Raw genomic sequence first — 24,802 nt, forward strand, 5'->3', positions numbered from 1 at the left:
CGTCCAACCGATTCAACCAAGGAGACATCCATGACTGCACGTGCCGTGACCGAGGCGACCTTCGAGCAGGAAGTCCTGAACAATGACAAGGCCGTCCTCGTCGACTTCTGGGCCGAGTGGTGCGGACCGTGTCGTGCGGTCAGCCCGATCCTCGACCAGATCGCGACCGAGCACGCCGACAAGCTTGACATCGTCAAGCTCAACGTCGACGAGAACCCGCAGCTCGCGATGAAGTACCAGATCACCGCGATCCCCGCGTTCAAGGTCTTCGAGAAGGGCGAGGTCGTCAAGACCGTCATCGGCGCGAAGCCGAAGCCCGCACTCGAGGCCGACCTCGCCGCCTACATCGCGTAGTCGGCAGCCTCGTAACGCTTCGAGACCCGCCCGGCACAAGCCGGGCGGGTCTTTCGCATCTCCAAGGCGCGGTACGCCACGGATGCCACGGCATCCCATCTGGCCTGCTTCGCGAAGCGACATCGGGCGGGCTCGCCCGCTCGCGGCAATTAGCATGGAACGATCCCTGAACAGAACGGATGAACCCTCGTGACCTCTGACGGCGTCCCCCAGCGGACCGGCAACAACCTCGACCCGTGGTACGCGAACTACGCCGAGCGAGCCGCCGGCCTGGCCGCCTCCGAGGTCCGAGCCCTGTTCGCCGTCGCGTCGCGGCCCGAGGTCGTCTCGCTCGCCGGTGGTATGCCGTTCGTCTCCGCGCTTCCGCAGGATCTCATCGTGTCCTCGATGGAACGCGTCATGCGCACCGACGGCCCGACGGCACTGCAATACGGCTCGGGCCAGGGGGTTCCCGCCCTGCGCGAGCACATCCTCGACGTCATGGCGCTCGAGGGCATCCACGGTTCGGTCGACAACGTCGTGACCTCCACGGGATCGCAGCAGGCGCTCGATCTCGTCGCGAAGCTCTTCATCGATCCGGGTGACGTGATCCTCGCCGAATCGCCGAGCTACGTCGGCGCGCTCGGCGTCTTCCGGTCCTACCAGGCGAACGTCGTCCACGTCGCCATGGACGAGGACGGCCTGATTCCCGAGGCGCTCCGCCAGACGATCGCGCACCTGCGAGGGCAGGGTCGTCGCATCAAGTTCCTCTACACGATCCCGAACTTCCACAACCCGGCCGGCGTCACGCTGTCGGCCGAGCGTCGACCTGAGATCCTCGAGATCTGTCGTTCCAACGAGATCCTCGTCCTCGAGGACAACCCCTACGGCCTGCTGCACTTCGACGAGCCGGCGCCCAACGCCCTGCGCTCGCTCGACCCCGAGGGCGTCATCTATCTCGGCTCGTTCTCGAAGACGCTCGCACCGGGCTTCCGGGTCGGATGGGCGCTCGCGCCCCACGCGATCCGCGAGAAGCTCATCCTCGCCGCAGAATCGGCGATCCTCTCACCCAGTTCCTTCAGTCAGCTCGTCGTGTCCGAATACCTCTCGACGACCGACTGGCGGGCGCAAATCGACACCTTCCGCGGCGTCTATCGTGAGCGCAAGGACGCCATGATCGAGGCGTTGGGGGAGTACCTGCCCCAGTTGAGCTGGACCAACCCCAAGGGCGGGTTCTACGTCTGGGTCACCATGCCCGATGTGCTCGACTCGAAGCAGATGCTTCCGCGTGCGGTGAAGGAACTCGTCGCGTACACGCCCGGCACGGCCTTCTTCGCCGACGGGCGCGGGCGCCACGCCATGCGCCTCTCGTTCTGCTATCCGACACCCGACGCGATCCGGGTCGGCATCCGCCGGCTCGCGACCGTCGTCAATGGCGAACTCGATCTGCTCGACACCTTCGCCGGCACCGGCCCACTGCAGCTCCCCACCCAGCCCGGCATCGAGCTGGCCCCTCCGACCGACCTCAAGTAGTGGAGAAAAGCCCAGATCATGAGTGATTCCAGCGGTCTGTACGTCGTCGTCCTCGCAGGTGGCATCTCCCACGAGCGAGATGTCTCTCTTCGGTCGGGTCGCCGGGTCGCCGACGCCCTCGCGGCTGCCGGCCACCGTGTCGTGCTTCGCGATCCGGATGCCGGCCTGTTGCCCTTCCTCGCGAGCGAGCGCCCCGACGTGGTCTTCCCCGCCCTGCACGGCTCGAGCGGCGAAGACGGATCCCTGCTCGGGCTCCTCGATGCCATCGGCATCCCGACCGTCGGATCGAACGCCGCCGCGGCGCGGCGCGCCTGGTCCAAGCCCATCGCGAGCTCGCTCATCGGAGCATCCGGCGCTTCGGTACCGGCTTCGATCGTGCTCTCGCACGAGTCGTTCCGAGAGCTCGGAGCGTCGGGCGTCCTTCGCGTCGTCCGCGAGGCCCTTCCCGGCGATCTGGTCGTGAAGCCCGCGATGGGCGGATCGGCACAGGGTGTGAGCATCGTCACCGATCCGAACGACCTGCCCCGCGCCATGGTCGATGCCTTCACGTACGCCGACATCGTGGTGATCGAGCGTCGCATCGTCGGCACCGAGATCGCAGTCGGTGTCGTCGACACCGGCGATGGGCCAGTCGCACTCACCCCCGTCGAGATCCAGCCCACCAACGGGATCTACAGTTTCCAGGCGAGGTACAACGCGGGGGAGACCACGTTCTACGCGCCTTCACGCCTCGACCCTGCTGCCATCGAGACCGTCGCCGCGGCCGCGATCCATGCCCATCTCACGCTCGGCCTTCGCGACATCTCACGCGTCGACTTCATCGTCGACGCAGCGGGTGTGCCGTGGTTCCTCGAAGCGAACGTGCTGCCGGGGCTGACGGAGACCTCGCTCGTTCCGCTCGCGATCGAGGCGTCCGGTACCGATGCCGCGACGACGTACTCCGGTCTCGTTCACGTGGCTGCCGCTCGGGCCGTGCGGACCGCGAACGTCTGAGTCGACTGAGCCGCGCACGGAACTCCCGCGCTAAGGAGAATGGCACCCGATCGGTTCAGATCGGGTGCCATTTCTCGTTGATTTCAGTTCGTCAGGAACGATCCTGAGCGCGAACTCGAGTCACACGCCATCGAGCTCCTCGCCCAGATCCGTGAGAATCCGGCGGAGGTCCTGCACTGTGGCGAAATCGATGCTGATCTGGCCTTTTCGCGCACCGAGCGCGATCCTGACACGCGTGTTGAGTCGATCGCCCATGCGTGTGGCCAAGTCATCGAGAAAGTCCTGTCGCTTGCCGGCGGCCGGCTTGATGCGCGGCGCAGTCGGAGCCTGCGTCGTCGCGGCGGCTTCGGCCGCTCGAACGGAAAGTTCCTCGTTCACGATCTTGTCTGCGAAACGCTGCATGGTCGTGGTGTCGCCGCCGGTCGCCAGGATCGCCCGGGCGTGACCCGCGCTCAAGACGCCTGCTGCGACTCGAAGTTGCACCGGCTCGGGGAGCTTCAGGAGCCGGAGGGTGTTGGAGATCTGAGGACGCGACCGACCGATGCGCGTCGCGAGCTCCTCTTGGGTGATGCCGAAGTCCGCGAGGAGTTGCTGATACGCGGATGCCTCTTCGAGCGGATTGAGCTGCGAGCGGTGCAGATTCTCGAGGAGGGCATCGCGAAGCATGTCCTCGTTCGCAGTGTCCTTGACGACCGCGGGGATCGAGTCGAGGCCGGCTGCCTTGGTGGCCCGAAGTCGGCGCTCGCCCATGACGAGCTCGTACTTGCCTGCCAGGTCGGGGTGGGGCCGCACGACGATCGGCTGGAGCACGCCGAACTCGCGCACGGAGTGCACGAGCTCCGCGAGGTCGTCGGGATCGAACACACTTCTCGGCTGCACCGCGTTGGGAACGATGTCTTCGGGGTTCAGTCGGGCGAGGTGAGCCCCGGGAACAGCGAGCAGTTCGGATTCGACAGCCTGCTCGATCACGGCAACAGATGCCACGGGGGCTGCATCGGCACCCGGGAAGAAGACATCGACCGGTCGCGCGGCCCCTTCCTGAGTGTCGCTGGAGGGAATGAGCGCCCCGATGCCCCGCCCGAGACCAGTTCGCTTCGTGGCCATCAGATTCCTTCCTTCTGCGCTTCGAGTGCCGCGATCGCCGCTCGCTGGGCGATCTCCGCGGCGGCCTCACGGTACGACAGTGACCCAGATGATGAGTAGTCGTAGCTGATGACGCTCTGGCCGTAGCTCGGCGCCTCGGAGACACGCACTGAGCGGGGGATGATCGTCTCGAGTGTCTGCTCGGGGAAGTGGTCGCGCACTTCCTGCGCCACCTGCTGCGCCAGATTCGTCCTCGAGTCGTACATCGTCAAGAGGATGGTCGAGAGTCGCAGCTCAGGATTCAGGTGCTTCTCGATCAGCTCGATGTTGCTGAGCAACTGCGACAGACCCTCGAGCGCGTAGTACTCGCACTGGATCGGGATCAGAACCTCACGGGCTGCGACGAAGGCGTTGATCGTCAGCAGGCCGAGCGACGGCGGACAGTCGATGAAGACGTAGTCGTACGGACGGCTCATCTGCGCGAGGTGCTTGTCGATCGCGCGACGCAAGCGCTGCTCGCGGGCAACGAGTGAAACGAGTTCGATCTCGGCTCCGGCGAGATGGATGGTGGCCGGCACGCAATCGAGGCGTTCGTGTTCGGTCGACGGTCGAACGACCTCGGCGAGTTCGAGATCGGCGACCAGCACTTCGTACACGCTCTTCTGATCCGAACGGTGATCGACGCCCAAGGCTGTCGAGGCATTGCCTTGGGGGTCGAGGTCGACCACGAGCACGTGCGCTCCCGACCGGGCGAGTGCTGCAGCCAGGTTCACCGCCGTGGTCGTCTTGCCGACTCCGCCCTTCTGGTTCGAGATCGTGAAGACACGCGTATTCGCCGGCAGCGGCAGCACCGCGGTTTCGAGAGCGATGCGCCGACGAGTCTCGTCGGCAATCTGGTCAGCCAGGGGAGTTCCTCCGTATTCGGAAGGCGTTTCACGTGAAACGCCCGGTGCATGCGTGCCCTGTGACTGCGGCAGCAGGACTGCCGGCACAGGCGCGAGTGGTGAGTGAGGGTCGACGAGTGCGCCGCCCAGAGTCTGCGGGTCGACCTCAGGGTCGTGAAGTTCGTCAGTCGTTTCACGTGAAACGTCGACGACCAGAGCGTTCGGTGTGACATCGAGTGCCTCAGGGACGATGGCGTCTTCGTCCACGGGGCTGGTGTCCACGGAACTGGCGTCCACGGAACTGGCGTCAACAAGGGTAGTCTCGACAGGCCCAGAACCAGGGAAGGGCGCGGGCTGCCTCTGATCGCCGACGACAGAGGACTCAGATTCGGTGGCGTTGGGAGTGGACTCGATGAGCGACTCATCGACCAGTGCGCTCTCGTCGCGCTGCTCGGTGTTGGTCTCCACTGTGACTGCGGTCGGGGCAGTGGGGGGGAGTGTCGTGCTGAGCTCGACGTACTCGACTGTCGCTGCGCTGCGGGCCACCGCCGGAGTTGAGTCCGCCGCAGCGCGGGCGGAATGAAGCGAGCTGACCGTCTCGACTGCGGCGTCACCAACGATCTCGCGGATGATGTCCTCGAGCAGGCGGTCCGGTTCGCTGGTGGAATGTGGAACGGAGACCGGCGCCGACTGCACCGGCACATCGGAATCAGCGAACGCGGCAGCCGTGGCCGCATCCCAGTCATACGAGGCTTCACGTCGTCGCTGCGAGGCGGGTTCCGTCGGCTCGTCCGCAGCGGAGTCAGTGGGCCCCGTTGCGGTTCCAACCGCGGGTGCCGCCGGAGCTGTCGAGTCGCGGTCGTGCGCTGACGGGACTGCAAGCGCAGGGCCGACACTCGGCGCAACGCTGTCGCGCGAAGGTGGGGTCGCATCGGGCTGTCGCTGCCAGACGGGCGTCGCTTGAGTGGAAGGTGCGGCGGCGGGCGGTGAGGTGACCGTCCAGGGGGCGGCCCCTGTCACGTCGGTCGGACTCGATGGAGGGGATGAGTCCAGGGGTTGCGGCACAGGTTGATCCGAGTTCGTTCGAGGCGTGATTGGTTCATTCTGGGAGACCGGCTCTGGCTGCGGTCGACGCCGATGGAACCATCCGCGTCCTCCGCCCTGCGCCATGCCGAACTCTCCAAACCTGATCCGTCATTCCCCACGACCCGGTGCCCCACCCTGCCAGACCCTCGTTGCCGAGGCGCCAGACAGAGTCAAGCTTAACTGTCAGCACCGACGTCGATCGACGGATCGCGGCGGATTCGCACCTTCAAGGCCCCGAGACGAACGGATGGCTCTGTGGTGCGGGTCGAGTGCGATGCGTCGATACAACCTTCCGTTTCACGTGAAACGAGCCGGCCTCATCGCAAACTCCGGGCGCACCGACACCGGCACCTTGGCTGTCCTATCCATACAGAATCGTCGTCCAAACAGATTTGTCGGCTCGTCGGTTTGTCGGCTCGCCGGTTCGTTGGCTCGCCGGGTCGCCGGCTCGCCGGACGTTTCGACTCGCCGGCGCCTCCGCCCGTCAGCGCATCGTCCGTCAGTGCGTCGCCGGTCGATGCATGGCTCCCTTGGCGCACGGCTCCATCGGTTCATTGGATGCTCGCTCGGTTCAGGGGAGTGAGCGTCAAGGACACCGTGGTCGCCAGCGAGGTGCGCGCCTAGCAGGCGCCAGAGTGCTCGCAGCCTGGCCCTACAAGCCCTACAGCCCTACAGCCCTACAGCCCTACAGCCCTACAGCCCTACAGCCCTACGAGACCTACGAGACCTACAGCCCTACAGCCCTACAGACCTACAGCCCTACAGCCCTACAGCCCTACAGCCCTACAGCCCTACGAGACCTACGAGACCTACGAGACCTACGAGACCTACGAGACCACGAGACCACGAGACCTACGAGACCACGAGACCTACGAGACCTACGAGACCACGAGACCACGAGACCTACGAGACCTACGAGACCTACAAGACCTACAAGACCTACAAGACCTACAAACGCATTCCGTCGGCCAGGGTGACCACCTGTCCACACGCAGAGGACGACGGCGCTCCCAGTCGTAGCTGTCATGGCACGAACAGCGCATCTCGCCTTGTCGCCTGCGGCCCTCCGTTCAAGCGACCACGTGTTGCGGACCGCCGACGCGCGCACGCTTCCGGCCCAGTCGGCCGAGTGTCCCACCGAGCAGCTTGGCGTAGCTCGCTCTTGCACCGCGCTCGAGTCGATCCCCACTCGCCGCAGCTCGCCTCGGCCCCTGGAACGAGACCGAAGCCACCACCCAGCCTCAAGCGACTGGGGACGGACTCCATCTCTCCTTGTTCGCCTTGGGTCGAGCTGTGACGACGAACGTGGTGTGCGATGATCCCCGGACGTGTTGCCCACATCTGCAGTTGGAGCGGCGGCGGCAACCACGACAACTCATCGACGTCAACGTATCGAGCGCGTTCAGTGAGTGGAGGGCAGAGCACGTGCATGCAGCCGCATCGCCGCCGTGTCGCGCCAATATCCCTCACGCAACACCCGACTGCGTTTCACGTGAAACATCAGATGCGGCGAATGTCTCTTTCGTTGGTGTCGAACCCTCACGGTGAACCCGCGATTGGCCGTACTGCCAGAGGAAGGCAGACCGGCACGAGGATGCGGTCCGATGCAAGCAGGTTGTCGTCCTGAGTACATCCGGCAGTGGCGATCGGTTGGAACGAGCACGCCAGGGTGGGCGAAGCCCCGCCGAGCAGAGCAGGCCAGCGCGCGGCGGACACCCAAGCCCACGACCACGCCCACGCCCAGCAAAGCGAGGCGAGCAAGACGGCGCTCAACGGCGCGGAGGGGAATCGACGGCTGAACCCGTCGAACGGCCTGCTGAAGACCAGCCTCGAAGCCGAAGCAGCCCACCGAGCGACGGGCACCGGATCGCCGCTGATTGCCCGCGGCTCCAAGCGACGCGAACCCACTCCACACGTGGGCGCCCGTCGGTGCAGCAGTGCCAGTGTCGAGCGTCGAGAGCTGCCCTCAACACGAAGGCAGTATGGTCGCGTCGGCCAAGACCCATGCATGAAGGCTCCGTGCGAGCCAGAACCATGATCGCACCAGCCTGAACCTCGCGTACCGGCAAGTGCTCGGCTCGATCGCACGACCATGTTGCTCGGCTCGACCAGACGAGACATCCAGGCCGTCCCTCCGATTTGCGGGTCGGCGCGCGCAATTCGGTCGACCCATTGGTCGTCGCAGAGGTGGTGCGCAGCGCAAACAACTCATCACTTGGAGCCCGGGACCACCGCCACACACAGACCAGGCAGGCGTTCATGCCGATTGGATCTCTCTCAGAACTCCGGCATGATCCACGCGCGGGGTCGTCCGACAGCCGATGCCTCCCGAACTCGAAATGGCGAAGCCTTGAAAATCGCGACCAATGCACCGTGCCGATCATCGACCTGGCGTTCAGAGCACGGATCCCAAGGCGCGGGTCCGGGCGCTCGCTACTGATACGCCGAACGGTGGGTGAAACGACTTCGGGCGGCGCACCAACTGGTGCGCCGCCCGAAGGGAGACTGGCTCGGTCGAGTCGGCTTCAGCCGCTGGTGACCCGAGCGCGAAAGACGCGGGTGATCTCGGTACCGTGATCGCCGCCGAGCTCCAACACCTCGGGGTCGATGACGCGATACTTGCGGAACACCTTGTCGGCGGCCCCGATCTCGCCTGCGACTCCGGCGCCCTTGAGGAGCACGAACTCCCCGCCGGGCTTGAGCAGGGGAGCGGTCACGGGAACCAGGGTGCGCAGCGCACTCACCGCACGGGCGGTGACCTGATCGAACTGGTGCTTGAAGCCTGAATCTTCAGCGCGAGCGCGCTCGACGACCACGTTCTCGAGTCCGAGTTCGCTGACCTGACGTGACAGCCAATCGACCCGGCGTTCCATGGGCTCGATCAGCGTGAACGAGACATCGGGCCGGATGATCGCAAGCACGATGCCGGGGAGGCCAGCACCCGAACCGACATCCGCAACTCGTCCGGGCCGCAGCAGGGGAGCGACCAGTCCTGAATTCACGATGTGCCGCGTCCAGAGACGGGGGAGTTCGAGCGGCCCGATGAGGCCCAACTCCTCGCCGTGGCGGGCGAGGGAGTCGGTGAATCGGCGGCCGAGTTCGAGGTGGTCGCCGAAGACTGCGGCCGCGGAGGCGGGCTCGACCTCGAGCGTCGCGATCGTCGAATCTTCGCCCCGCTCCGGGGTCGTCTGATCTGAGGTCATCGTTTCACGTGAAACGATCAGGCCGTGCGCGTGATCACGGTGTGACGATCAGCGCCTTCACCCCGCGAGGCGGAGTGGAAACCACGCTCGCCGACGAGATCGTGCACGAGCTTGCGCTCGTACGAGGACATCGGGGGGAGTGATGCTTCCGCCGAGCCCGCCTCGATGCGCTCGACCGCGCGATCGACCAGGCGTGCGAGCTCATCGCGACGTGCATCGCGCGAACCGCCGATGTCGAGGATGAGGCGGGAGAATGCTCCGGTCTTCGTCTGCACCGCAAGACGCGTGAGTTCCTGCAGCGCGGTCACGGTCTCGGGCTTCGAGAGCAGGTTCAGGTTCGCACCGTCGCCGGCGTTCACCGAGATGTAGGCGCGGCCGTTGCGGGCATCGATGTCGATGTCGCCGTCGAGATCGCAGATGTCGAGGAGTTCCTCGATGTAGTCCGCGGCGATGTCGCCCTCTTCTTCGAGCTGCGGAACGGTGCGCTCGTCATTCACGTGTTGGACGTCGGTCATGGTCACTTTCCACCCTGCTTCTTCGCGCGGTTCTTGCCCACGGGCTGCTGACGCTGCGTCGTCTTCTTCTCTTCGATGACGATGGTCGTCGATTCCTGGTCTTCGACCACGAGCTTGCCGCGCTTGGCGAGGCGGGCCTCGCGGGCCTTGGCAGCCTCGCTGCCCGGAGTCGGCATGTTGCGGATGACGAGGAACTGCTGGCCCATGGTCCAGAAGTTCGAGACGAGCCAGTAGAACATGACGCCGATGGGGAACGCGACACCCGAGAACGCGAACACGAGGGGGAGCAGGTAGAGCATGATGCGCTGCTGACGGAACATCGGGCTCGCCTTGGTCTCGGGCGACATGTTCTTCGACACGATCTGCAGCTGCGTGATGAACTGCGAAGCGGTCATCAGGACGATCATCGTGGCCGCGATGACCATGACCTGCCAGGGGTACTCGCCGTTCATCGCGCCGATGAACGTGCCCTTGAGGGGAGCACCGAGGAACTCGGAGTTCGCGAAGGAGTTCGCGAGTTCCTGCGTGAACACGCCCACGCCGGCCTTGTCGTGCTGCGCGTCGTTGAGCACCGAGAAGAGACCGAAGAAGATCGGCATCTGCAGAAGCAGGGGGAGGCAGGACGAGAGCGGGTTGGTGCCCGTCTTCTTGTAGAGGTCCATGGTCTCGCGAGACATCGCCTCGCGAGAGAACTGGTCCTTCTTGCCCTTGTACTTCTCCTGGATCTTCTTCAGCTGCGGCGCGACCTCGAGCATGCGGCGCTGGCTCTTGATCTGGCGCACGAAGATCGGGATCAGCGCGGCACGCACCACGATGACGAGGCCGACGATCGACAGGATCCAGGTGAGGCCGGCATCGGGGTCGAGCCCGGTGAAGGTCCACAGCGAGTGGAACGCGACGAGGATCAGCTCGATGACCCATTTGATGGGCCACAGAAGCAGGCTGATGATATCCATTGCTGCGGGTCAGTCCTTTCGGGACAGTGCGGGGGAGACCGTGAGCACCGGCTCAGCATCGAGCGGGTGAAGTGTGGGGGAGTCGATGCCTGACGCATCTACGGCAGCGGCGAGATGCGCCTGCTCGTGCGCGAAGCGTGCCGCCGCGGCATCCGCTTCGGCCTTGGGGAACATGCCCTTCGGCACGACCCAGCCGAACGTCGTCGTTCGGTAGCGATCATGCGCGGGCGGCCGGACGTCATCGATGCCGCCGGCGGTCCAGGGGTTGCAGCGCAGGATGCGCCACGCAGTGAGGGCGCTTCCGATGAGGAGTCCGCGTTGCTGGACGGATCCGAGTCCGTACGCGGAACACGAGGGGTAGTACCGACACACGTCGCCGTAGAGCGGCGAGATCGCGGCCCGGTATCCGCGAAGGAGCAGGACTCCGAGATTGCGGGGGACGAGTCCGATGAAGAGCACGGCGTCACGCATCGTGCACCGCCTTCGAAGCGGGCGTGGGCGTCACCGTCGGCGTGCCACCTGGCATGCCCGATCCGGTGACGGGAAGCGACGACTCGAGTCGAGACATCTCGATCACGTGACGACGAGCCAGCGCGGTGAGCACCTCGGACCGGAGTTGGGGCCAAGTCACCTCGGCCGCTCCAGGAAGGGCGCGCACCACCACGTCGACATCGCGCGCGCCGGCGAGCAGCGCTTCACGGCTCAACGCCTTGAGGCGGCGGCGCACACGATTGCGACGCACCGCGGTGCCGACCTTCTTCGACACGATGAAGCCGAATCGCGCGTCGCTGTCAGCGACGCGCGATCGGACGTAACTCACCGTATGCGGGGTCGCCACCTTCGCACCACGGCGCACGACGACTCGATAGTCATCGGCACTCGTGATGCGATTGCCCTTGGCGAGCACCGAACGACTTATGCGGAGAGTTCGGTGCGACCCTTGGCGCGACGTGCCGAGAGGATGGCACGGCCGGCGCGGGTGCGCATGCGAAGGCGGAAGCCGTGCTTCTTGGCGCGACGACGGTTGTTCGGCTGGAACGTACGCTTGCTCATTCTTCTTCTCCGACTTTCGGATCTCCGCGTCTCACAGGACGGTCGGCGTGAGCCGAACCGGGCGGTGACGGGAAAACTGGGTGCCCAAGCGGGCTGGGGTCAACTGATTAAAACTACGGCCTCGAGGCCACATGGTCAAACCGGGCGGTAATCGAATCGGCGTAGCGCAAACGAAAGAGTATCGCGCGATCCTTCGGAATGCCTGTGGATAGACACGCCGGGAACGCCGAATCCCTCGACCGGCATTTGTCCACAGGCCCGACTTTCGCTACCGTTTGAGACCAGTTATCCCCAGCCTCGGGCGCGGAATCACGGGCTTCGCCCAGAATCTCCCCACAGCCAGTGGATAACACTGTGAATACTTCGCCTCGCGCCGCTCGCTCCGTCGTCCGGGGGGACGACGAGCGGATTGACGAGAGCACCGAGATTGCGGGGAAAGATGACCGAACAGCCCGTCGGGGACACGTGGGCATCCGTGCTCGATCGACTCTCCGAGGACGCAGCGATCACGCCGATGCTGCAGGGCTTCCTCAGCCTGGTCGAGCCGAAGGGCATCGCCGGCGGCACGTTCTACCTCGAGGTGCCGAACGACTTCACGGCGACCATGCTGAACCAGCGCATGCGCGTGTCGCTCCTGTCGGCCATGAGCGTGATCGTCGATCCGGCCCCCGTGACCTCGTTCTACGTCGTCGTGAATCCCGAACTCGAGGAGACCCGTGCGCCTGAGCCAGAACCGCTCTCGCCTGCGACGCTGACCGCGGTCCAGGACCGCGTCGACCTGCCGGCCTCACCGCAGTCCGTGTTCGAGAACACCAGCCCCGACCGGCCGGGCGACACCCGGCTGAACCCGAAGTACGCCTTCGAGAGCTTCGTCATCGGCCAGTCCAACCGGTTCGCGCACGCCGCGGCGGTCGCCGTGGCCGAGGCGCCGGCGAAGGCATACAACCCGCTCTTCATCTACGGCGACTCCGGCCTCGGCAAGACCCACCTGCTGCACGCCATCGGCCACTACGCGATGAGCCTGTATCCCGGCATCCGGGTTCGGTACGTGAGTTCCGAGGAGTTCACGAACGACTTCATCAACTCGATCGCCAACAACCGCGGTTCGCTGTTCCAGCAGCGCTACCGCAACATCGACATCCTGCTCATCGACGACATCCAGTTCCTCCAGGGCAAGGCGGAGACGCAGGAGGCGTTCTTCCACACCTTCAACACGCTGCACGACCACAACAAGCAGGTCGTGATCACGAGCGACGTGCCGCCCAAGCACCTCACCGGCTTCGAGGACCGCATGCGAAGCCGCTTCGAGTGGGGCCTCATCACCGACGTGCAGGCGCCCGACCTCGAGACCCGCATCGCGATCCTCCGCAAGAAGGCGCAGTCCGAACGCCTGCAGGTGCCCGACGAGATCCTCGAGTACATGGCGTCGAAGGTGTCGAGCAACATCCGCGAGCTCGAAGGCACCCTGATCCGCGTGACGGCGTTCGCGAGCCTGAACCGCACGCCCGTCGACATGCCCCTGGTGCAGACGGTGCTGAAGGACCTCATCACCGACGACGCGGACAACGTGGTGGCGCCGGTCGACATCATCACCGCGACCGCCGACTACTTCAAGCTCACGGTCGACGACCTCTACGGCTCGAGCCGCTCGCAGGCCGTTGCGACGGCACGGCAGATCGCGATGTACCTGTGCCGTGAGCTCACGAGCCTGTCGCTGCCGAAGATCGGGCAGCTGTTCGGCAACCGCGACCACACCACGGTGATGTACGCGAACAAGAAGATCTCCGAGCTCATGAAGGAGCGCCGGTCGATCTACAACCAGGTCACGGAGCTGACCGCGCGCATCAAGCAGACGAGCCGATACCGCTGATCGGATGTCGCGGCACGGCGTCGACCACCCACGCCGACGGTGTCCGTCGACCCTTCGAGAGCTCCTCGACACGGCCGGACACGCCCGAAATGCGCCCGGCCGCGGCATCCGATCGCGGATTCCCCACCTGTGGACAGCTTGTGGATTGTTAACGAGCAACCGCCTGAACACTGTGAACCTTTCGCACAGGCCTGTGGAGAACTGCAGACGTCGTGCAGAAATCACGAACCGGCTCGGCCCCTGAATCCACACACCGTGCACAGATGCGATGGCCTCCGATCGGCACGGTTCCGGGCATCTCCGAACACCATCCACAGTTTCCACAACGGTTAACACCGTTAAGAGAACTGGTTAATCCCGAAGGGCTCCACAACATGTGCGGTCGTCGGGCGCTCCGCGCACCCCTCGGCGGAATCACTCGGCGTCCGCCCGCGCCCTGCGGATAGCATGGGAGCCACCCAGCACCTCCACGACGGGAGAACCGTGAAGTTCCAGGTCAATCGCGACGTCTTCAGCGAAGCCGTATCGTTCGCCGTCAAGCTGCTGCCCCAGCGCACCACGCTCCCGATCCTGTCCGGCGTGCTCATCCAGGCGAACGACGACGGTCTCGTCCTCTCGTCCTTCGACTACGAGGTGTCGTCGCAGACCGAGATCCAGGCCGACGTCGAGGAGCCCGGCACCGTGCTCGTCTCGGGCCGACTGCTCGCGGAGATCGCGGGCCGCCTCCCGAACGCCCCCGTGCGCATCGCGACCGAGGAATCGCGCATCACGGTGAGTTGCGGTTCGGCCAACTTCACGCTGCTCTCGATGCCGGTCGAGGAGTACCCCTCGATCCCCGAGATCGGCGAGCAGTCCGGCGTCGTCCCTGCAGAGGAGTTCGCGGCCGCCGTCGCGCAGGTCGCGGTCGCCGCATCGCGCGACGACGTGACCCCGGTCATCACCGGCGTGCAGCTCGAGGTGCGCGAGAACAACCTCGGACTCGTCGCGACCGACCGCTACCGCGTCGCCGTGCGCGAGATCGACTGGGACGGCGGCACCGTCGCCTCCGAAGAGACGGTCACCGCCCTGGTGCCGGCCCGCACCCTGCAGGAGGTCGGCAAGACCTTCGGCCATTCGGGCACGATCTCGGTTTCGATCACGAGCCGCGACGACCGCGAGCTCATCGCGTTCAGCGCCGACAAGAAGACCGTGACGAGCCTGCTCATCAAAGGCAACTTCCCGCCCGTGCGCCGGCTCTTCCCCGAGACGGTCGACAACTACGCGGTCATGAACACCGGCGAGCTCATCGAGGCGACCCGGCGCGTCGCCCTCGTGCTCGAGCGCGAGGCCGCCCTGCGGTTCACCTTCACGGCCGACGGACTCACGCTCGAGGCGATCGGCAGCGAGCAGGCCCAGGCCCAAGAGAGCATCGACGCGATCCTCACGGGCGACGACACCATCGTCTCGCTGAAGCCGCAGTTCCTGCTCGACGGACTCGGTGCCGTCAACTCCGAGTTCGTGCGCATCTCGTTCACGAAGACCGAGAATCCCAACAAGCCCGGTCCGGTGCTCATCACGAGCCAGACCTCGCGCGAGCAGGCCGGCGCCGACACCTACCGATACCTGCTGCAGCCGAACCTGCTGCTGCGCTGAGTCGCTTCCGCCCGGCAACCGTCATGAGGCATCGGGATTCGAACCATGTCGATGACGGATGCCGGTGGCAGGCGCACTCGCGATCGACCCGATGCCCGTTCGGCCGCCGTCCGTCGGATGCGACGCGGGGCCCCCGAGGTGTCGGCGGGCGCCGGTAGCGTTGATCGAGATCAGTCGAAGGGAGCCCAAGTGCACGTCGTGCGGCTCTCGTTGACCGACTACCGCAACTACGCGCGCGCCGAACTCGAGCTCGGCCCCGGCACCACGGTGTTCGTCGGCCGCAACGGCCAGGGCAAGACGAACCTCGTCGAGGCCATCGGCTACCTGGCGACCTTGAGCTCGCACCGGGTGTCGAACGACCAGGCCCTCATCAGAGCCGGCGCCGACGCGGCGATCGTCCGTGCACTGCTCGCCCACGCCGAACGCGAGCTGCTGCTCGAACTCCAGTTGAACCGCAAGGGCGCGAACCGCGCTCAGGTCAACCGGTCGCCGGCGAAGACCCGCGACCTGCCGCGATATGCGCACAGCGTGCTCTTCGCGCCAGAAGACCTCGCCATCGTGCGCGGCGAGCCTTCGGTTCGCCGTCGGCTGCTCGACGAACTGCTCGTGCAGCGCACCCCGCGACTCGCGGGCGTGATGGCCGACTACGACCGCGTGCTCCGTCAGCGCAACACGCTGCTGAAGAGCGCGCGGGCGCGCGGGCTCGCGGCCGACAAGCTCACCACGCTCGACATCTGGGACGAGCGTCTCGTGCAGTTCGGTTCCGAGATCATCGACAGACGTGCAGCGCTGGTCGACGAGCTCACCGGTCCGCTCGCGGCCGCGTACATGTCCATCGTCGACGCCGATCATGCGCCGGCGCTGCGGTCCCTGCTCTCGATCGACGGCGCCGATCCCGACGCTGAAGCCGGCGAAGTCGGGAGGCAGACGTCGGGGGGCGAGCCCGATTCGGATGTCGCCGCGCAACTCCCGGGCTCCGGCACGGGTCAATCGGGTGACGCGGTCGCGGTCACCGTCTCGGCGACCGAGCAGCGCTTCACCGACGCGCTCCGCACGCTCCGCGCGAAGGAACTCGAGCGCGGCGTCACGCTCGTCGGTCCGCACCGCGACGACGTGCTGCTCATGCTCAACGGCCTGCCGGCGAAGGGCTACGCCAGTCACGGTGAATCGTGGTCGTTCGCGCTCGCGCTGCGACTGGCATCCGCTGAGCTCCTGCGCCGTGATTCGGCCACGGGCGACCCGGTGCTCGTGCTCGACGACGTGTTCGCCGAGCTCGACCGTGCCCGACGCGAACGCCTGGCCGCTGCCATCGGCGACTACGAGCAGGTCCTCGTCACAGCCGCCGTGCTCGAGGACGTGCCCGAGCATCTCGTCGCTCGGGTGATCCGCATCGACCACGGCACGATCGAACCCGAGCCCGAGCCCGAACCCGAACACCAACCCGAACCCGAGCCCGAAGCTCCGGCCGCTGCTACTGGGGGTGGGACCGATGCCTGACCAGCCGGCCGAGTCCGAGTCGCTGCGCGTGTACCAGCATTTCCGCGAGGTCTTCGGCGGCCAACCGCGCACTGGCGGCGCTCGCGCACGCCGCCGTGTGCGCGAGCGCTCGGGCGGCGAGCCGTTCACGCCCGGTCGCGACCCGCGGCCGCTCGGCGACGCGATCGACGGACTGACCTCGCAGCTCGGGTGGAGCGCACCGCTCTCGCAGCACGAACTGCTCGCATCATGGGCGACGCTCGCCGGCGAGGAGATCGCCCAGCACTCCGAGCCGATCGGCGTCGAGCACGGCGTGCTGCAGGTTCGCTGCGAGTCGACGGCATGGGCGACGCAACTGCGTCTGCTTCGCGCCGACCTCGTCACGCGCATCCTCGACCGATACCCCGAGGCGGGGGTCGAGAGCATCCGCTTCCAAGGACCCGACGCCCCCACCTGGAAAAGGGGCCCCAGATCGATTCCAGGGCGCGGTCCACGCGATACCTACGGCTGAGACGGCAAATTCGGTCGCCGAAGGTGCGAGATCGTCTGAGAACGGCGCTTCCCGGCTGTTGGAGCGACTCGGTTTGATAGGATCGAGAGTCGCCAGTACGACGGTTTGGAGCCCGATTCACCCATGACAGCGGAACCGACGAAGGCCGAGAGCGCGCCTGAATACGGAGCCGATGCGATCCAGGTTCTCGAGGGCCTCGAAGCGGTTCGCAAGCGCCCCGGAATGTACATCGGATCGACCGGGCCACGAGGGCTCCACCACCTCGTCTACGAGATCGTCGACAACTCGGTCGATGAGGCACTCGCGGGGTACGCCGACAACATCGACGTCACGATCCTGCCCGACGGCGCGGTCCGCGTGGTCGACAATGGCCGCGGCATCCCCGTCGGAATCCACAAGACCGAGGGCAAGTCGACCGTCGAGGTCGTGCTCACCGTGCTGCACGCCGGCGGCAAGTTCGGCGGCGGCGCCTATGCCGTCTCCGGCGGTCTGCACGGCGTCGGCTCGTCGGTCGTCAACGCGCTGTCGACCCACCTCGAGGTCGAGGTGCGCCAGCAGGGACAGGTCTGGGCGCAGTCCTATCGCGATGGCGGCGTGCCGCAGGCTCCGCTGGCACAGGTCGGCGAGAGCGGCGAGACCGGCACCACGATCACGTTCTGGCCCGATGGCGGCATCTTCGAGACGGTCGAGTTCGACTACGAGACGCTCCGCACCCGGTTCCAGCAGATGGCGTTCCTGAACAAGGGCCTGCGCATCACCCTGACCGACCAGCGCGCCGGTCACGACGAGGTTCCCCTCGAAGACACCGCCGAGCACGAATCGGATGCCGCCGCACCGCGCACCGACACCTTCCTCTACGAGCGCGGCCTCGTCGACTACGTCGAGTACCTCAACCGCTCGAAGAAGTCCGACGTCGTGAACGAGGAGATCATCTCGTTCGAGTCCGAAGACACCGAGCGGCGCATCTCGCTCGAAGTGGCGATGCAGTGGACCACCGCGTACTCCGAGTCGGTGCACACCTACGCGAACACGATCAACACGCACGAGGGCGGAACGCACGAAGAGGGTTTCCGCGCTGCGCTCACGACGCTCGTCAACCGGTACGCGCGCGAGAAGAACATCATCAAGGAGAAGGACGAGAACCTCTCCGGCGACGATGTGCGCGAGGGTCTGACCGCGGTCATCTCGGTCAAGCTCGGCGAACCGCAGTTCGAGGGCCAGACGAAGACCAAGCTCGGCAACACCGAGGCGAAGTCGTTCGTGCAGAAGGTCACCGCCGACCAGCTCGGCGACTGGTTCGAACGAAACCCCACGCAGGCTCGCGAGATCATCCGCAAGGCGATCCAGGCTGCGACGGCGCGACTCGCTGCGCGCAAGGCGCGTGAGGCGACCCGTCGCAAGGGGCTCCTCGAGTCCGGCGGCATGCCGGGCAAGCTCAAGGACTGCTCCTCGAAGGATCCGTCGGTCTCGGAGATCTTCATCGTCGAGGGCGACTCGGCCGGCGGCTCCGCCGTGCAGGGCCGCAACCCCGAGACGCAGGCGATCCTCCCGCTCCGCGGCAAGATCCTCAACGTCGAGAAGGCCAGGCTCGACCGCGCCCTCGCGAACGCCGAGGTGCAGGCCATGATCACGGCGTTCGGTGCCGGCATCGGCGAGGACTTCAACACCGACAAGGCCAGGTACCACAAGATCGTGCTCATGGCCGACGCCGACGTCGACGGCCAGCACATCACGACCCTGCTGCTCACGCTGCTCTTCCGCTATATGCGGCCGCTCATCGAGTTCGGCTACGTGTACCTCGCGCAGCCGCCGCTGTACCGCCTCAAGTGGACCAACGCCGAGCACGAGTACGTCTACTCCGACCGCGAGCGCGACGCGCTGCTCGTCGAGGGCCAGGCGAAGGGGTGGCGCATCCCGAAGGATAACGGCGTGCAGCGCTACAAGGGTCTCGGCGAGATGAACCACCAAGAGCTGTGGGAGACCACGATGAACCCCGAGACCCGCACGCTGCTGCAGGTCACGATGGACGACGCGGCCGCCGCCGACGAGATCTTCTCGACCCTGATGGGCGAAGACGTCGAGAGCCGCCGCAACTTCATCCAGAAGAACGCGAAGGACGTGCGTTTCCTTGACATCTGATGTGATCGAGCCCGCCGCGGGCGGCGACGGCAGCGCCGACGCAACCACCGGCGGCCACGGCATCCACGGCCGGATCGACCAGGTCGACCTGCAGCTCGAGATGCAGCGCTCCTACCTCGACTACGCGATGAGCGTGATCGTGGGCCGTGCGCTCCCCGACGTGCGCGACGGCCTGAAGCCGGTGCACCGACGCGTGATCTACGCCATGTACGACGGCGGATACCGCCCCGACAAGGCGTTCTCGAAGTGCGCTCGCGTCGTCGGCGACGTCATGGGACAGTTCCACCCGCACGGCGACACCGCGATCTACGACGCGCTCGTGCGCCTCGTGCAGCCGTGGAGCCTGCGCTACCCGCTGGCACTCGGCCAGGGCAACTTCGGTTCACCCGGCAACGACGGCGCCGCCGCCCCTCGATACACCGAGACGAAGATGGCTCCGCTCGCGCTCGAGATGGTGCGCGACATCGACGAGGAGACCGTCGACTTCCAGGACAACTACGACGGCCGCACGCAGGAGCCGTCGATCCTGCCCGCGCGATTCCCGAACCTGCTCGTCAACGGCTCGGTCGGCATCGCGGTCGGCATGGCGACGAACATCCCGCCGCACAACCTTCGCGAAGTGGCATCCGGAGCCCAGTGGTACCTCGAGCACCCCGAGGCCACTCGCGAGGAGCTGCAGGAGGCGCTGATCCAGCGCATCAAGGGACCCGACTTCCCGACCGGCGCGCAGATCCTGGGCGTCAAGGGCATCAACGACGCCTACCGCACGGGTCGCGGCTCGATCACCATGCGGGCGGTCGTCTCGGTCGAGGAGCTCCAGGGTCGAACCTGCCTCGTCGTCACCGAACTGCCGTACCAGGTGAACCCCGACAACCTCGCCATCAAGATCGCCGACATGGTGAAGGACGGCAAGCTCGGCGGCATCGCCGACATCCGCGACGAGACCTCCGGTCGCACCGGACAGCGCCTCGTGCTCGTGCTCAAGCGCGACGCGGTCGCCAAGGTCGTGCTGAACAACCTGTACAAGCACACCCCGCTGCAGGAGAACTTCGGCGCGAACATGCTCGCAATCGTCGACGGCGTGCCCCGCACGCTCTCGATCGACGGCTTCATCGCGCACTGGGTCGACCACCAGATCGACGTCATCGTGCGTCGCACGCAGTTCCGCCTGCGCAAGGCAGAGGAGCGCATGCACATCCTGCGCGGCTACCTCAAGGCGCTCGACGCGCTCGACGAGGTCATCGCGCTCATCCGCCGGTCGCCCACGGTCGAGGAGGCGCGCGACGGCCTGATCGACCTGCTCGTCATCGACGAACTCCAGGCGCGTGCGATCCTCGAGATGCAGCTCCGCCGGCTCGCCGCTCTCGAGCGTCAGAAGATCATCGACGAGGCGACCGAGCTCGAGGCGCAGATCACCGACTTCCGCGCGATCATCGCGTCGCCCGAGCGGCAGCGCGCGATCGTCTCCGAGGAGCTCGCCGAGATCGTCGACAAGTACGGCGACGACCGGCGCACGCAGATCATGCCCGGCTTCGACGGCGACATGTCGGTCGAGGACCTCATCCCCGAAGAGGAGATGGTCGTCACCGTCACGCGCGGTGGCTACGTCAAGCGCACCCGCAGCGACAACTACCGTTCGCAGCACCGCGGCGGCAAGGGCGTCAAGGGCGCGCAGCTGCGGGCCGATGACGTCGTCGAGCACTTCTTCGTCACGACCACCCACCACTGGCTGCTGTTCTTCACGAACATGGGTCGTGTGTACCGCGCGAAGGCGTACGAGATTCAGGAGGGCGGCCGCGACGCGAAGGGCCAGCATCTGGCGAACCTCCTCGAGCTGCAGCCCGACGAGCAGGTCGCCGAGATCCTCGACATCCGCGACTACCAGGTGGCGCAGTACCTCGTGCTCGCCACGCGCGACGGCCTGGTGAAGAAGACCGAGCTCACCGCATACGACACGAACCGCGCACGCGGTGTCATCGCGATCAATCTGCGCGAGGGCGACGAGCTCGTCTCGGCGATGCTCGCCGACGAGCACGACGAGATCCTGCTCGTGTCCCGCAAGGGCATGTCGCTCCGATTCGAGGCGACCGACGAGGCCCTGCGGCCCATGGGCCGGTCGACGTCGGGCGTCAAGGGCATGAGCTTCCGTGGCGACGACAGCCTGCTCGAGGCATCCGTCGTCGCGCATTCGAACGGCGATGACCTCGAAAGCGGTGCGGATGCCGCGGCCGACGTCGCCGGGCAGAAGCTCAGCCCGTCGGACACCTACGTGTTCGTGGTGACCGAGGGCGGGTACGCGAAGAGCACCCGTATCGAGGAGTACCGCAAGCAGCAGCGCAGCGGATTGGGCATCAAGGTCGCCAAACTCAACGACGATCGGGGTGATCTCGCGGGTGCCCTGATCGTCTCGCGCACCGACGAGGTCCTTGTGGTTCTTGCCAGTGGCAAGGTGGTACGCTCTGACGTCGCCGAGGTTCCGGCCAAGGGCAGGGACACGATGGGCGTCGTCTTCGCGAAGTTCGCGGAGACCGACCGGATCATCGCGATCGCGAAGAATTCCGAACGGAATCTCGTGGAGGACGCCGCAGAAACCGATGCGGACGAGTCCACGGGAGAGGAGTAATCGTCTATGAGTAGCGTTGCCGAGAAGCTCGCACGCAAATCGAATCGCCGACCGCAGGCGAAGCAAGTTCGCCTGCGCCTGGTCTACGTCGACTTCTGGTCGGCCGTCAAGCTGTCGTTCCTCATCGCGGTGGCCCTGGCGGTCGTGAGCATCGTGGTGACGTTCCTCGTGCACACGGTGCTCAGCTCGACGGGCATCTTCGAGAACCTGAACTCCCTGGTTCAGGATGTCGCGGGCGCCGGCACCGACCTGACGGCCGTACTCTCGCTCGGCAATGTCATGGGCTTCGCGATCGTCGCGGCGCTGTTGAACCTCGTCGTGACCACCGCGCTCGGCGCGATCCTGGCCGTGCTCTACAACCTGAGCGTCAAGATCACCGGCGGAATCCTCGTCGGTTTCACCAACAACTGACGGCATCGGCCTCGGGGGAACAGCCTCGATTCGGAGTTTCGCGAATCGTCATGTAGCCTATCCAAGGCCGAAAACGGGGATATAGCTCAGGCGGTTAGAGCGCTTCGCTGATAACGAAGAGGTCCGAGGTTCAAGTCCTCGTATCCCCACTCCACAACTCCACAACCCGGATGCCGGCGGCATCCGATCCGGGGCCTTAGCTCAGTTGGTAGAGCGCCTGCTTTGCAAGCAGGATGTCAGGAGTTCGAATCTCCTAGGCTCCACAGTCAAGCCGGGTCAGATCTGCGATCTGATCCGGCTTTCGTGTACCGTCCTTCGGCCTGCGTCTGGTTGCCGTACCAGACGGTCACCGATGCACCGGCTACAGTGTGCGGATGGACATCCGCATCGCTGCGTACGCCGTGATCATCCACGACGGGGAGATCCTGCTCTCGCACTGGAACGAGCACGGCAGATCGGCCTGGACCCTTCCAGGCGGTGGCGTCGAGGGCGAGGAGCACCCCGCGACCACTGTGGTGCGCGAGGTCCGCGAGGAGACCGGCTTCGATGCGGCCGTCGATCGACTGCTCGGCATCGACACGATGATCGTTCCAGCGGGCAAGCGCCTGCATGGCACCGCACCCCTCTACGGCATGCGGGTCGTCTACCGCGCCCATGTCACGGGCGGCGTGCTGCGGAACGAGGTCGGCGGCTCGAGCGACGAGGCTCGATGGTTTCCGCTCGAGGCGTTGGGCTCGCTGAAGACGGTCAGCCTCGTCGACGTCGCCCTGCAGCTGAACGCCGAAGAACCGGCCGACGGCGTGCCGTCGCCTCTGTGGCCGCAGGCGCGCGAGCTGCGCTGAACCCGGTCGCTGATCGTGAATCGGTCGGCGCGTGACAAGGCACCGTCCCGACAACGCAGCGACGTGGGTCGCTTCGCTCTCGGCGCGGTGCCGTCGTGGCGTTCCTGCTTCACAGGAGCGTGCTTCGACCGGGGGCGTTCCTGCCTCGACAGAGGTAGTGCCACGGATCGGACCGGTTCGGTATGAACCGGATCCGATCCGTGACGAATCTCGGAGTGGGTTGCGGTGGCCATTAGACCAGCGGGCTTCCGAGCGTGCCGAGCTGACGCTGCAGCTCCGCCATGGCGTGCTGTGCCTCCTGCTCCGCACGACGGCGCAGCAGCACGGTCTCGGGGGAGCGAAGCGCCTCGCGGCGTCGGCTCCAATCGAGCAGGGCCAGACCGAGACGACGCGCGGCGCGTTCCTGCAGCCCGAGGGCACGCGGTTGGTAGATGGACGCGCGACCCGGAACGGGGCGAGCGGCGGTGAGTGACGTGGTATTCACGGTGATGATTTCCTTCGTTGGAGTGGTGGTGCATCGAGGATCCGCTCGGCTGGATACCGCGCGGAGAGATCCTTCGAGTGCCTCCGGTGGGCGCGAGCAAGAAGCACGCATCCGACTGGACGGCACGGAGTGGCCGGGCGGCACGAGACGTCGCGCGGCGGGGGAGGGTGGCCGATCCGCCGACTTCGGCGAGGGCCGCGCATGATCAGCGGGTGAAGTCGAACCTGGTCGCGACCGGAGTCGCGCGGTTCGAACGCATCACGCCTGATCAGGCGGAGGGACGATCACCTACCGGAGCAGGTGAGGTCGGGGCGGTTCAGCAGGCCGGAGACACGAGGAGGAATCCGGTGTGAGGCTGCGTGTACGTGAGCTTGTTCATAGGACTCAACTCCTCTCTCAATCGGTGGCGCTGTCGCCGAGACACGAACCTACCGGGAGATTCACAGTGAGCGCAAGTGCGAATCGCAGGATTCTTCGAAGATCAGTGTCAGCACCGAGACCCGTGCGTGTTCCGGGCATGCGAAAGGCCCCGCCGATGGCGGGGCCTTTCACCTCTCTGAAGCGTTACAGGGCGGGCGACGACGGCGCAGGACCGGGCTCGTCATCGGCGACCCAGAGTTCGTCGTCGGCTCGGAAGGTCTGCCAGACGGCGTAGGCGATGCCGGCCGCGACCGCGATGCCCGCGCCGATCGCGAGCACGGCGCCGAAGCCCGGGCCGCTCTTCGTGGCCGCAGGTGCGACCGCCTTGGGAGAGACGCGCTCGACGGCGCGACGCACTCGCGTGTCGTTGGCGATGTCGCCGATCGAGAGCACCGATCCGAGTGCGGAGCCGAGTGCACGTTCGACCCCGTCTCCGGCGGTCGATGCGAACTCGCGGGCCTGGCTCAGTCCAGGGCGCACGTAGCTCTCGTAGCCGGAGCGCACGCGCGGAACGACCTCTTCGTGGTGGAGTGCGCTCAGCTGACGGCTCGCCTCGCGTGCGACGGCGTTCGCGCGATCGAGTACCTGCTGCTGATCTCCCCACAGATCTTCAGCAGTGGCGCGCAGCCGCTTGAGTTCCTTCTGGCGCTTGCGTGACAGGCTCATCTGACCCTCCATCGATGTGCAGCGAATCACTCCATCTTGCCACCGAAACAGCTGGAAGCGAGGTGAGAGTCGCAAACGTGCATTCCCCT

At 66.1% G+C, this 24,802-nt stretch carries 20 protein-coding genes, 2 tRNA genes and 1 pseudogene; 13 read left to right on the plus strand and 10 right to left on the minus strand.

Features of this window, described 5'->3' with window-relative positions:
• The first annotated feature begins 30 nt into the window (after positions 1-30).
• From trxA to BM342_RS00940, 3 genes are all read left to right on the plus strand, one after another.
• Positions 31-354 carry a thioredoxin gene (trxA, locus tag BM342_RS00930; RefSeq protein WP_092963664.1) on the plus strand — a complete coding sequence of 108 codons (324 nt, stop codon included), beginning with the start codon at positions 31-33 and terminating at the stop codon, positions 352-354.
• 189 nt (positions 355-543) lie between these two features.
• Complete coding sequence (locus BM342_RS00935; protein ID WP_092963666.1) at positions 544-1,866, plus strand: aminotransferase-like domain-containing protein; 1,323 nt, start codon at positions 544-546, stop codon at positions 1,864-1,866.
• 18 nt (positions 1,867-1,884) lie between these two features.
• Positions 1,885-2,859: a D-alanine--D-alanine ligase family protein gene (locus BM342_RS00940; RefSeq protein WP_092963668.1), complete on the plus strand. Its 975-nt coding sequence runs from the start codon at positions 1,885-1,887 to the stop codon at positions 2,857-2,859.
• A gap of 120 nt (positions 2,860-2,979) precedes the next feature.
• Here the strand turns inward: BM342_RS00940 and BM342_RS00945 are convergent, their stop codons facing one another.
• From BM342_RS00945 to rpmH, 8 genes and pseudogenes are all read right to left on the minus strand, one after another.
• Positions 2,980-3,963, minus strand: coding sequence for a ParB/RepB/Spo0J family partition protein (locus tag BM342_RS00945; protein ID WP_092963670.1), 984 nt, complete (start codon positions 3,961-3,963; stop codon positions 2,980-2,982).
• Positions 3,963-4,847, minus strand: coding sequence for a ParA family protein (locus tag BM342_RS20105; protein ID WP_304528493.1), 885 nt, complete (start codon positions 4,845-4,847; stop codon positions 3,963-3,965). Before BM342_RS20105 ends, BM342_RS00945 begins: the two co-directional genes overlap by 1 nt.
• Positions 4,848-8,437: 3,590 nt before the next feature.
• Entirely contained in the window at positions 8,438-9,115 is a 678-nt protein-coding gene (rsmG, locus tag BM342_RS00955) for a 16S rRNA (guanine(527)-N(7))-methyltransferase RsmG (protein WP_177232003.1), read from the minus strand.
• A 17-nt stretch (positions 9,116-9,132) separates the two neighbouring features.
• Positions 9,133-9,630, minus strand: a complete 498-nt coding sequence (locus BM342_RS00960) for a Jag family protein (protein ID WP_092963674.1) — start codon at positions 9,628-9,630, stop codon at positions 9,133-9,135.
• A gap of 2 nt (positions 9,631-9,632) precedes the next feature.
• Entirely contained in the window at positions 9,633-10,586 is a 954-nt protein-coding gene (yidC, locus tag BM342_RS00965) for a membrane protein insertase YidC (RefSeq protein WP_092963676.1), read from the minus strand.
• Between the two features lie 180 nt (positions 10,587-10,766).
• Positions 10,767-11,057, minus strand: a pseudogene (yidD, locus tag BM342_RS20110) (membrane protein insertion efficiency factor YidD); the annotation flags it as partial.
• Positions 11,050-11,493, minus strand: coding sequence for a ribonuclease P protein component (rnpA, locus tag BM342_RS00975; protein ID WP_092963679.1), 444 nt, complete (start codon positions 11,491-11,493; stop codon positions 11,050-11,052). The gene rnpA and the pseudogene yidD, both read right to left, overlap by 8 nt.
• Before the next feature lie 8 nt (positions 11,494-11,501).
• Entirely contained in the window at positions 11,502-11,639 is a 138-nt protein-coding gene (gene rpmH, locus BM342_RS00980; protein WP_022889115.1) for a 50S ribosomal protein L34, read from the minus strand.
• Between the two features lie 439 nt (positions 11,640-12,078).
• Between rpmH and dnaA the strand changes: the two genes are divergently transcribed.
• From dnaA to BM342_RS01030, 10 genes are all read left to right on the plus strand, one after another.
• Positions 12,079-13,509: a chromosomal replication initiator protein DnaA gene (dnaA, locus tag BM342_RS00985; protein ID WP_092963680.1), complete on the plus strand. Its 1,431-nt coding sequence runs from the start codon at positions 12,079-12,081 to the stop codon at positions 13,507-13,509.
• Between the two features lie 483 nt (positions 13,510-13,992).
• Positions 13,993-15,141 (plus strand): DNA polymerase III subunit beta, encoded by a 1,149-nt coding sequence (gene dnaN, locus BM342_RS00990; RefSeq protein ID WP_092966341.1) that lies wholly within the window; start codon positions 13,993-13,995, stop codon positions 15,139-15,141.
• A 189-nt stretch (positions 15,142-15,330) separates the two neighbouring features.
• Positions 15,331-16,638, plus strand: a complete 1,308-nt coding sequence (gene recF / locus BM342_RS00995; protein ID WP_092963681.1) for a DNA replication/repair protein RecF — start codon at positions 15,331-15,333, stop codon at positions 16,636-16,638.
• A complete protein-coding gene (locus BM342_RS01000; protein ID WP_092963682.1) occupies positions 16,631-17,128 on the plus strand; it encodes a DciA family protein in 498 nt (165 codons plus the stop codon). Before recF ends, BM342_RS01000 begins: the two co-directional genes overlap by 8 nt.
• 123 nt (positions 17,129-17,251) lie before the next feature.
• Positions 17,252-19,267, plus strand: coding sequence for a DNA topoisomerase (ATP-hydrolyzing) subunit B (gene gyrB / locus BM342_RS01005; RefSeq protein WP_092963683.1), 2,016 nt, complete (start codon positions 17,252-17,254; stop codon positions 19,265-19,267).
• Positions 19,268-19,367: 100 nt separating this feature from the next.
• Positions 19,368-21,890: a DNA gyrase subunit A gene (gene gyrA, locus BM342_RS01010; RefSeq protein ID WP_369823146.1), complete on the plus strand. Its 2,523-nt coding sequence runs from the start codon at positions 19,368-19,370 to the stop codon at positions 21,888-21,890.
• 6 nt (positions 21,891-21,896) lie between these two features.
• Entirely contained in the window at positions 21,897-22,301 is a 405-nt protein-coding gene (locus BM342_RS01015; protein ID WP_092963685.1) for a DUF3566 domain-containing protein, read from the plus strand.
• A gap of 75 nt (positions 22,302-22,376) precedes the next feature.
• Positions 22,377-22,450 (plus strand) — tRNA-Ile (locus BM342_RS01020).
• Positions 22,451-22,491: 41 nt separating this feature from the next.
• Positions 22,492-22,564, plus strand: a tRNA-Ala gene (locus tag BM342_RS01025).
• A gap of 111 nt (positions 22,565-22,675) precedes the next feature.
• Complete coding sequence (locus BM342_RS01030; protein ID WP_092963686.1) at positions 22,676-23,143, plus strand: NUDIX hydrolase; 468 nt, start codon at positions 22,676-22,678, stop codon at positions 23,141-23,143.
• Between the two features lie 232 nt (positions 23,144-23,375).
• Here the strand turns inward: BM342_RS01030 and BM342_RS19365 are convergent, their stop codons facing one another.
• Positions 23,376-23,627, minus strand: coding sequence for a hypothetical protein (locus BM342_RS19365; protein WP_143109716.1), 252 nt, complete (start codon positions 23,625-23,627; stop codon positions 23,376-23,378).
• 564 nt (positions 23,628-24,191) lie between these two features.
• Positions 24,192-24,713 carry a hypothetical protein gene (locus tag BM342_RS01040; RefSeq protein ID WP_092963688.1) on the minus strand — a complete coding sequence of 174 codons (522 nt, stop codon included), beginning with the start codon at positions 24,711-24,713 and terminating at the stop codon, positions 24,192-24,194.
• Positions 24,714-24,802 lie beyond the last annotated feature (89 nt).

The organism is Agromyces sp. CF514 (assembly GCF_900113185.1).
Classification (GTDB): domain Bacteria; phylum Actinomycetota; class Actinomycetes; order Actinomycetales; family Microbacteriaceae; genus Agromyces.

What these genes read in the sequence shown, in the direction of transcription:
- BM342_RS01000 (WP_092963682.1), top strand. Translation starts at nt 16,631, where the DNA reads ATGCCTGACCAGCCGGCCGAGTCCGAGTCGCTGCGCGTGTACCAGCAT.
- BM342_RS00945 (WP_092963670.1), bottom strand. Translation starts at nt 3,963, where the DNA reads ATGGCCACGAAGCGAACTGGTCTCGGGCGGGGCATCGGGGCGCTCATT.
- BM342_RS01015 (WP_092963685.1), top strand. Translation starts at nt 21,897, where the DNA reads ATGAGTAGCGTTGCCGAGAAGCTCGCACGCAAATCGAATCGCCGACCG.
- yidC (WP_092963676.1), bottom strand. Translation starts at nt 10,586, where the DNA reads ATGGATATCATCAGCCTGCTTCTGTGGCCCATCAAATGGGTCATCGAG.
- BM342_RS00940 (WP_092963668.1), top strand. Translation starts at nt 1,885, where the DNA reads ATGAGTGATTCCAGCGGTCTGTACGTCGTCGTCCTCGCAGGTGGCATC.
- rpmH (WP_022889115.1), bottom strand. Translation starts at nt 11,639, where the DNA reads ATGAGCAAGCGTACGTTCCAGCCGAACAACCGTCGTCGCGCCAAGAAG.
- BM342_RS01040 (WP_092963688.1), bottom strand. Translation starts at nt 24,713, where the DNA reads ATGAGCCTGTCACGCAAGCGCCAGAAGGAACTCAAGCGGCTGCGCGCC.
- rsmG (WP_177232003.1), bottom strand. Translation starts at nt 9,115, where the DNA reads ATGACCTCAGATCAGACGACCCCGGAGCGGGGCGAAGATTCGACGATC.
- BM342_RS00960 (WP_092963674.1), bottom strand. Translation starts at nt 9,630, where the DNA reads ATGACCGACGTCCAACACGTGAATGACGAGCGCACCGTTCCGCAGCTC.
- dnaA (WP_092963680.1), top strand. Translation starts at nt 12,079, where the DNA reads ATGACCGAACAGCCCGTCGGGGACACGTGGGCATCCGTGCTCGATCGA.
- gyrA (WP_369823146.1), top strand. Translation starts at nt 19,368, where the DNA reads ATGCAGCGCTCCTACCTCGACTACGCGATGAGCGTGATCGTGGGCCGT.
- trxA (WP_092963664.1), top strand. Translation starts at nt 31, where the DNA reads ATGACTGCACGTGCCGTGACCGAGGCGACCTTCGAGCAGGAAGTCCTG.
- gyrB (WP_092963683.1), top strand. Translation starts at nt 17,252, where the DNA reads ATGACAGCGGAACCGACGAAGGCCGAGAGCGCGCCTGAATACGGAGCC.
- BM342_RS01030 (WP_092963686.1), top strand. Translation starts at nt 22,676, where the DNA reads ATGGACATCCGCATCGCTGCGTACGCCGTGATCATCCACGACGGGGAG.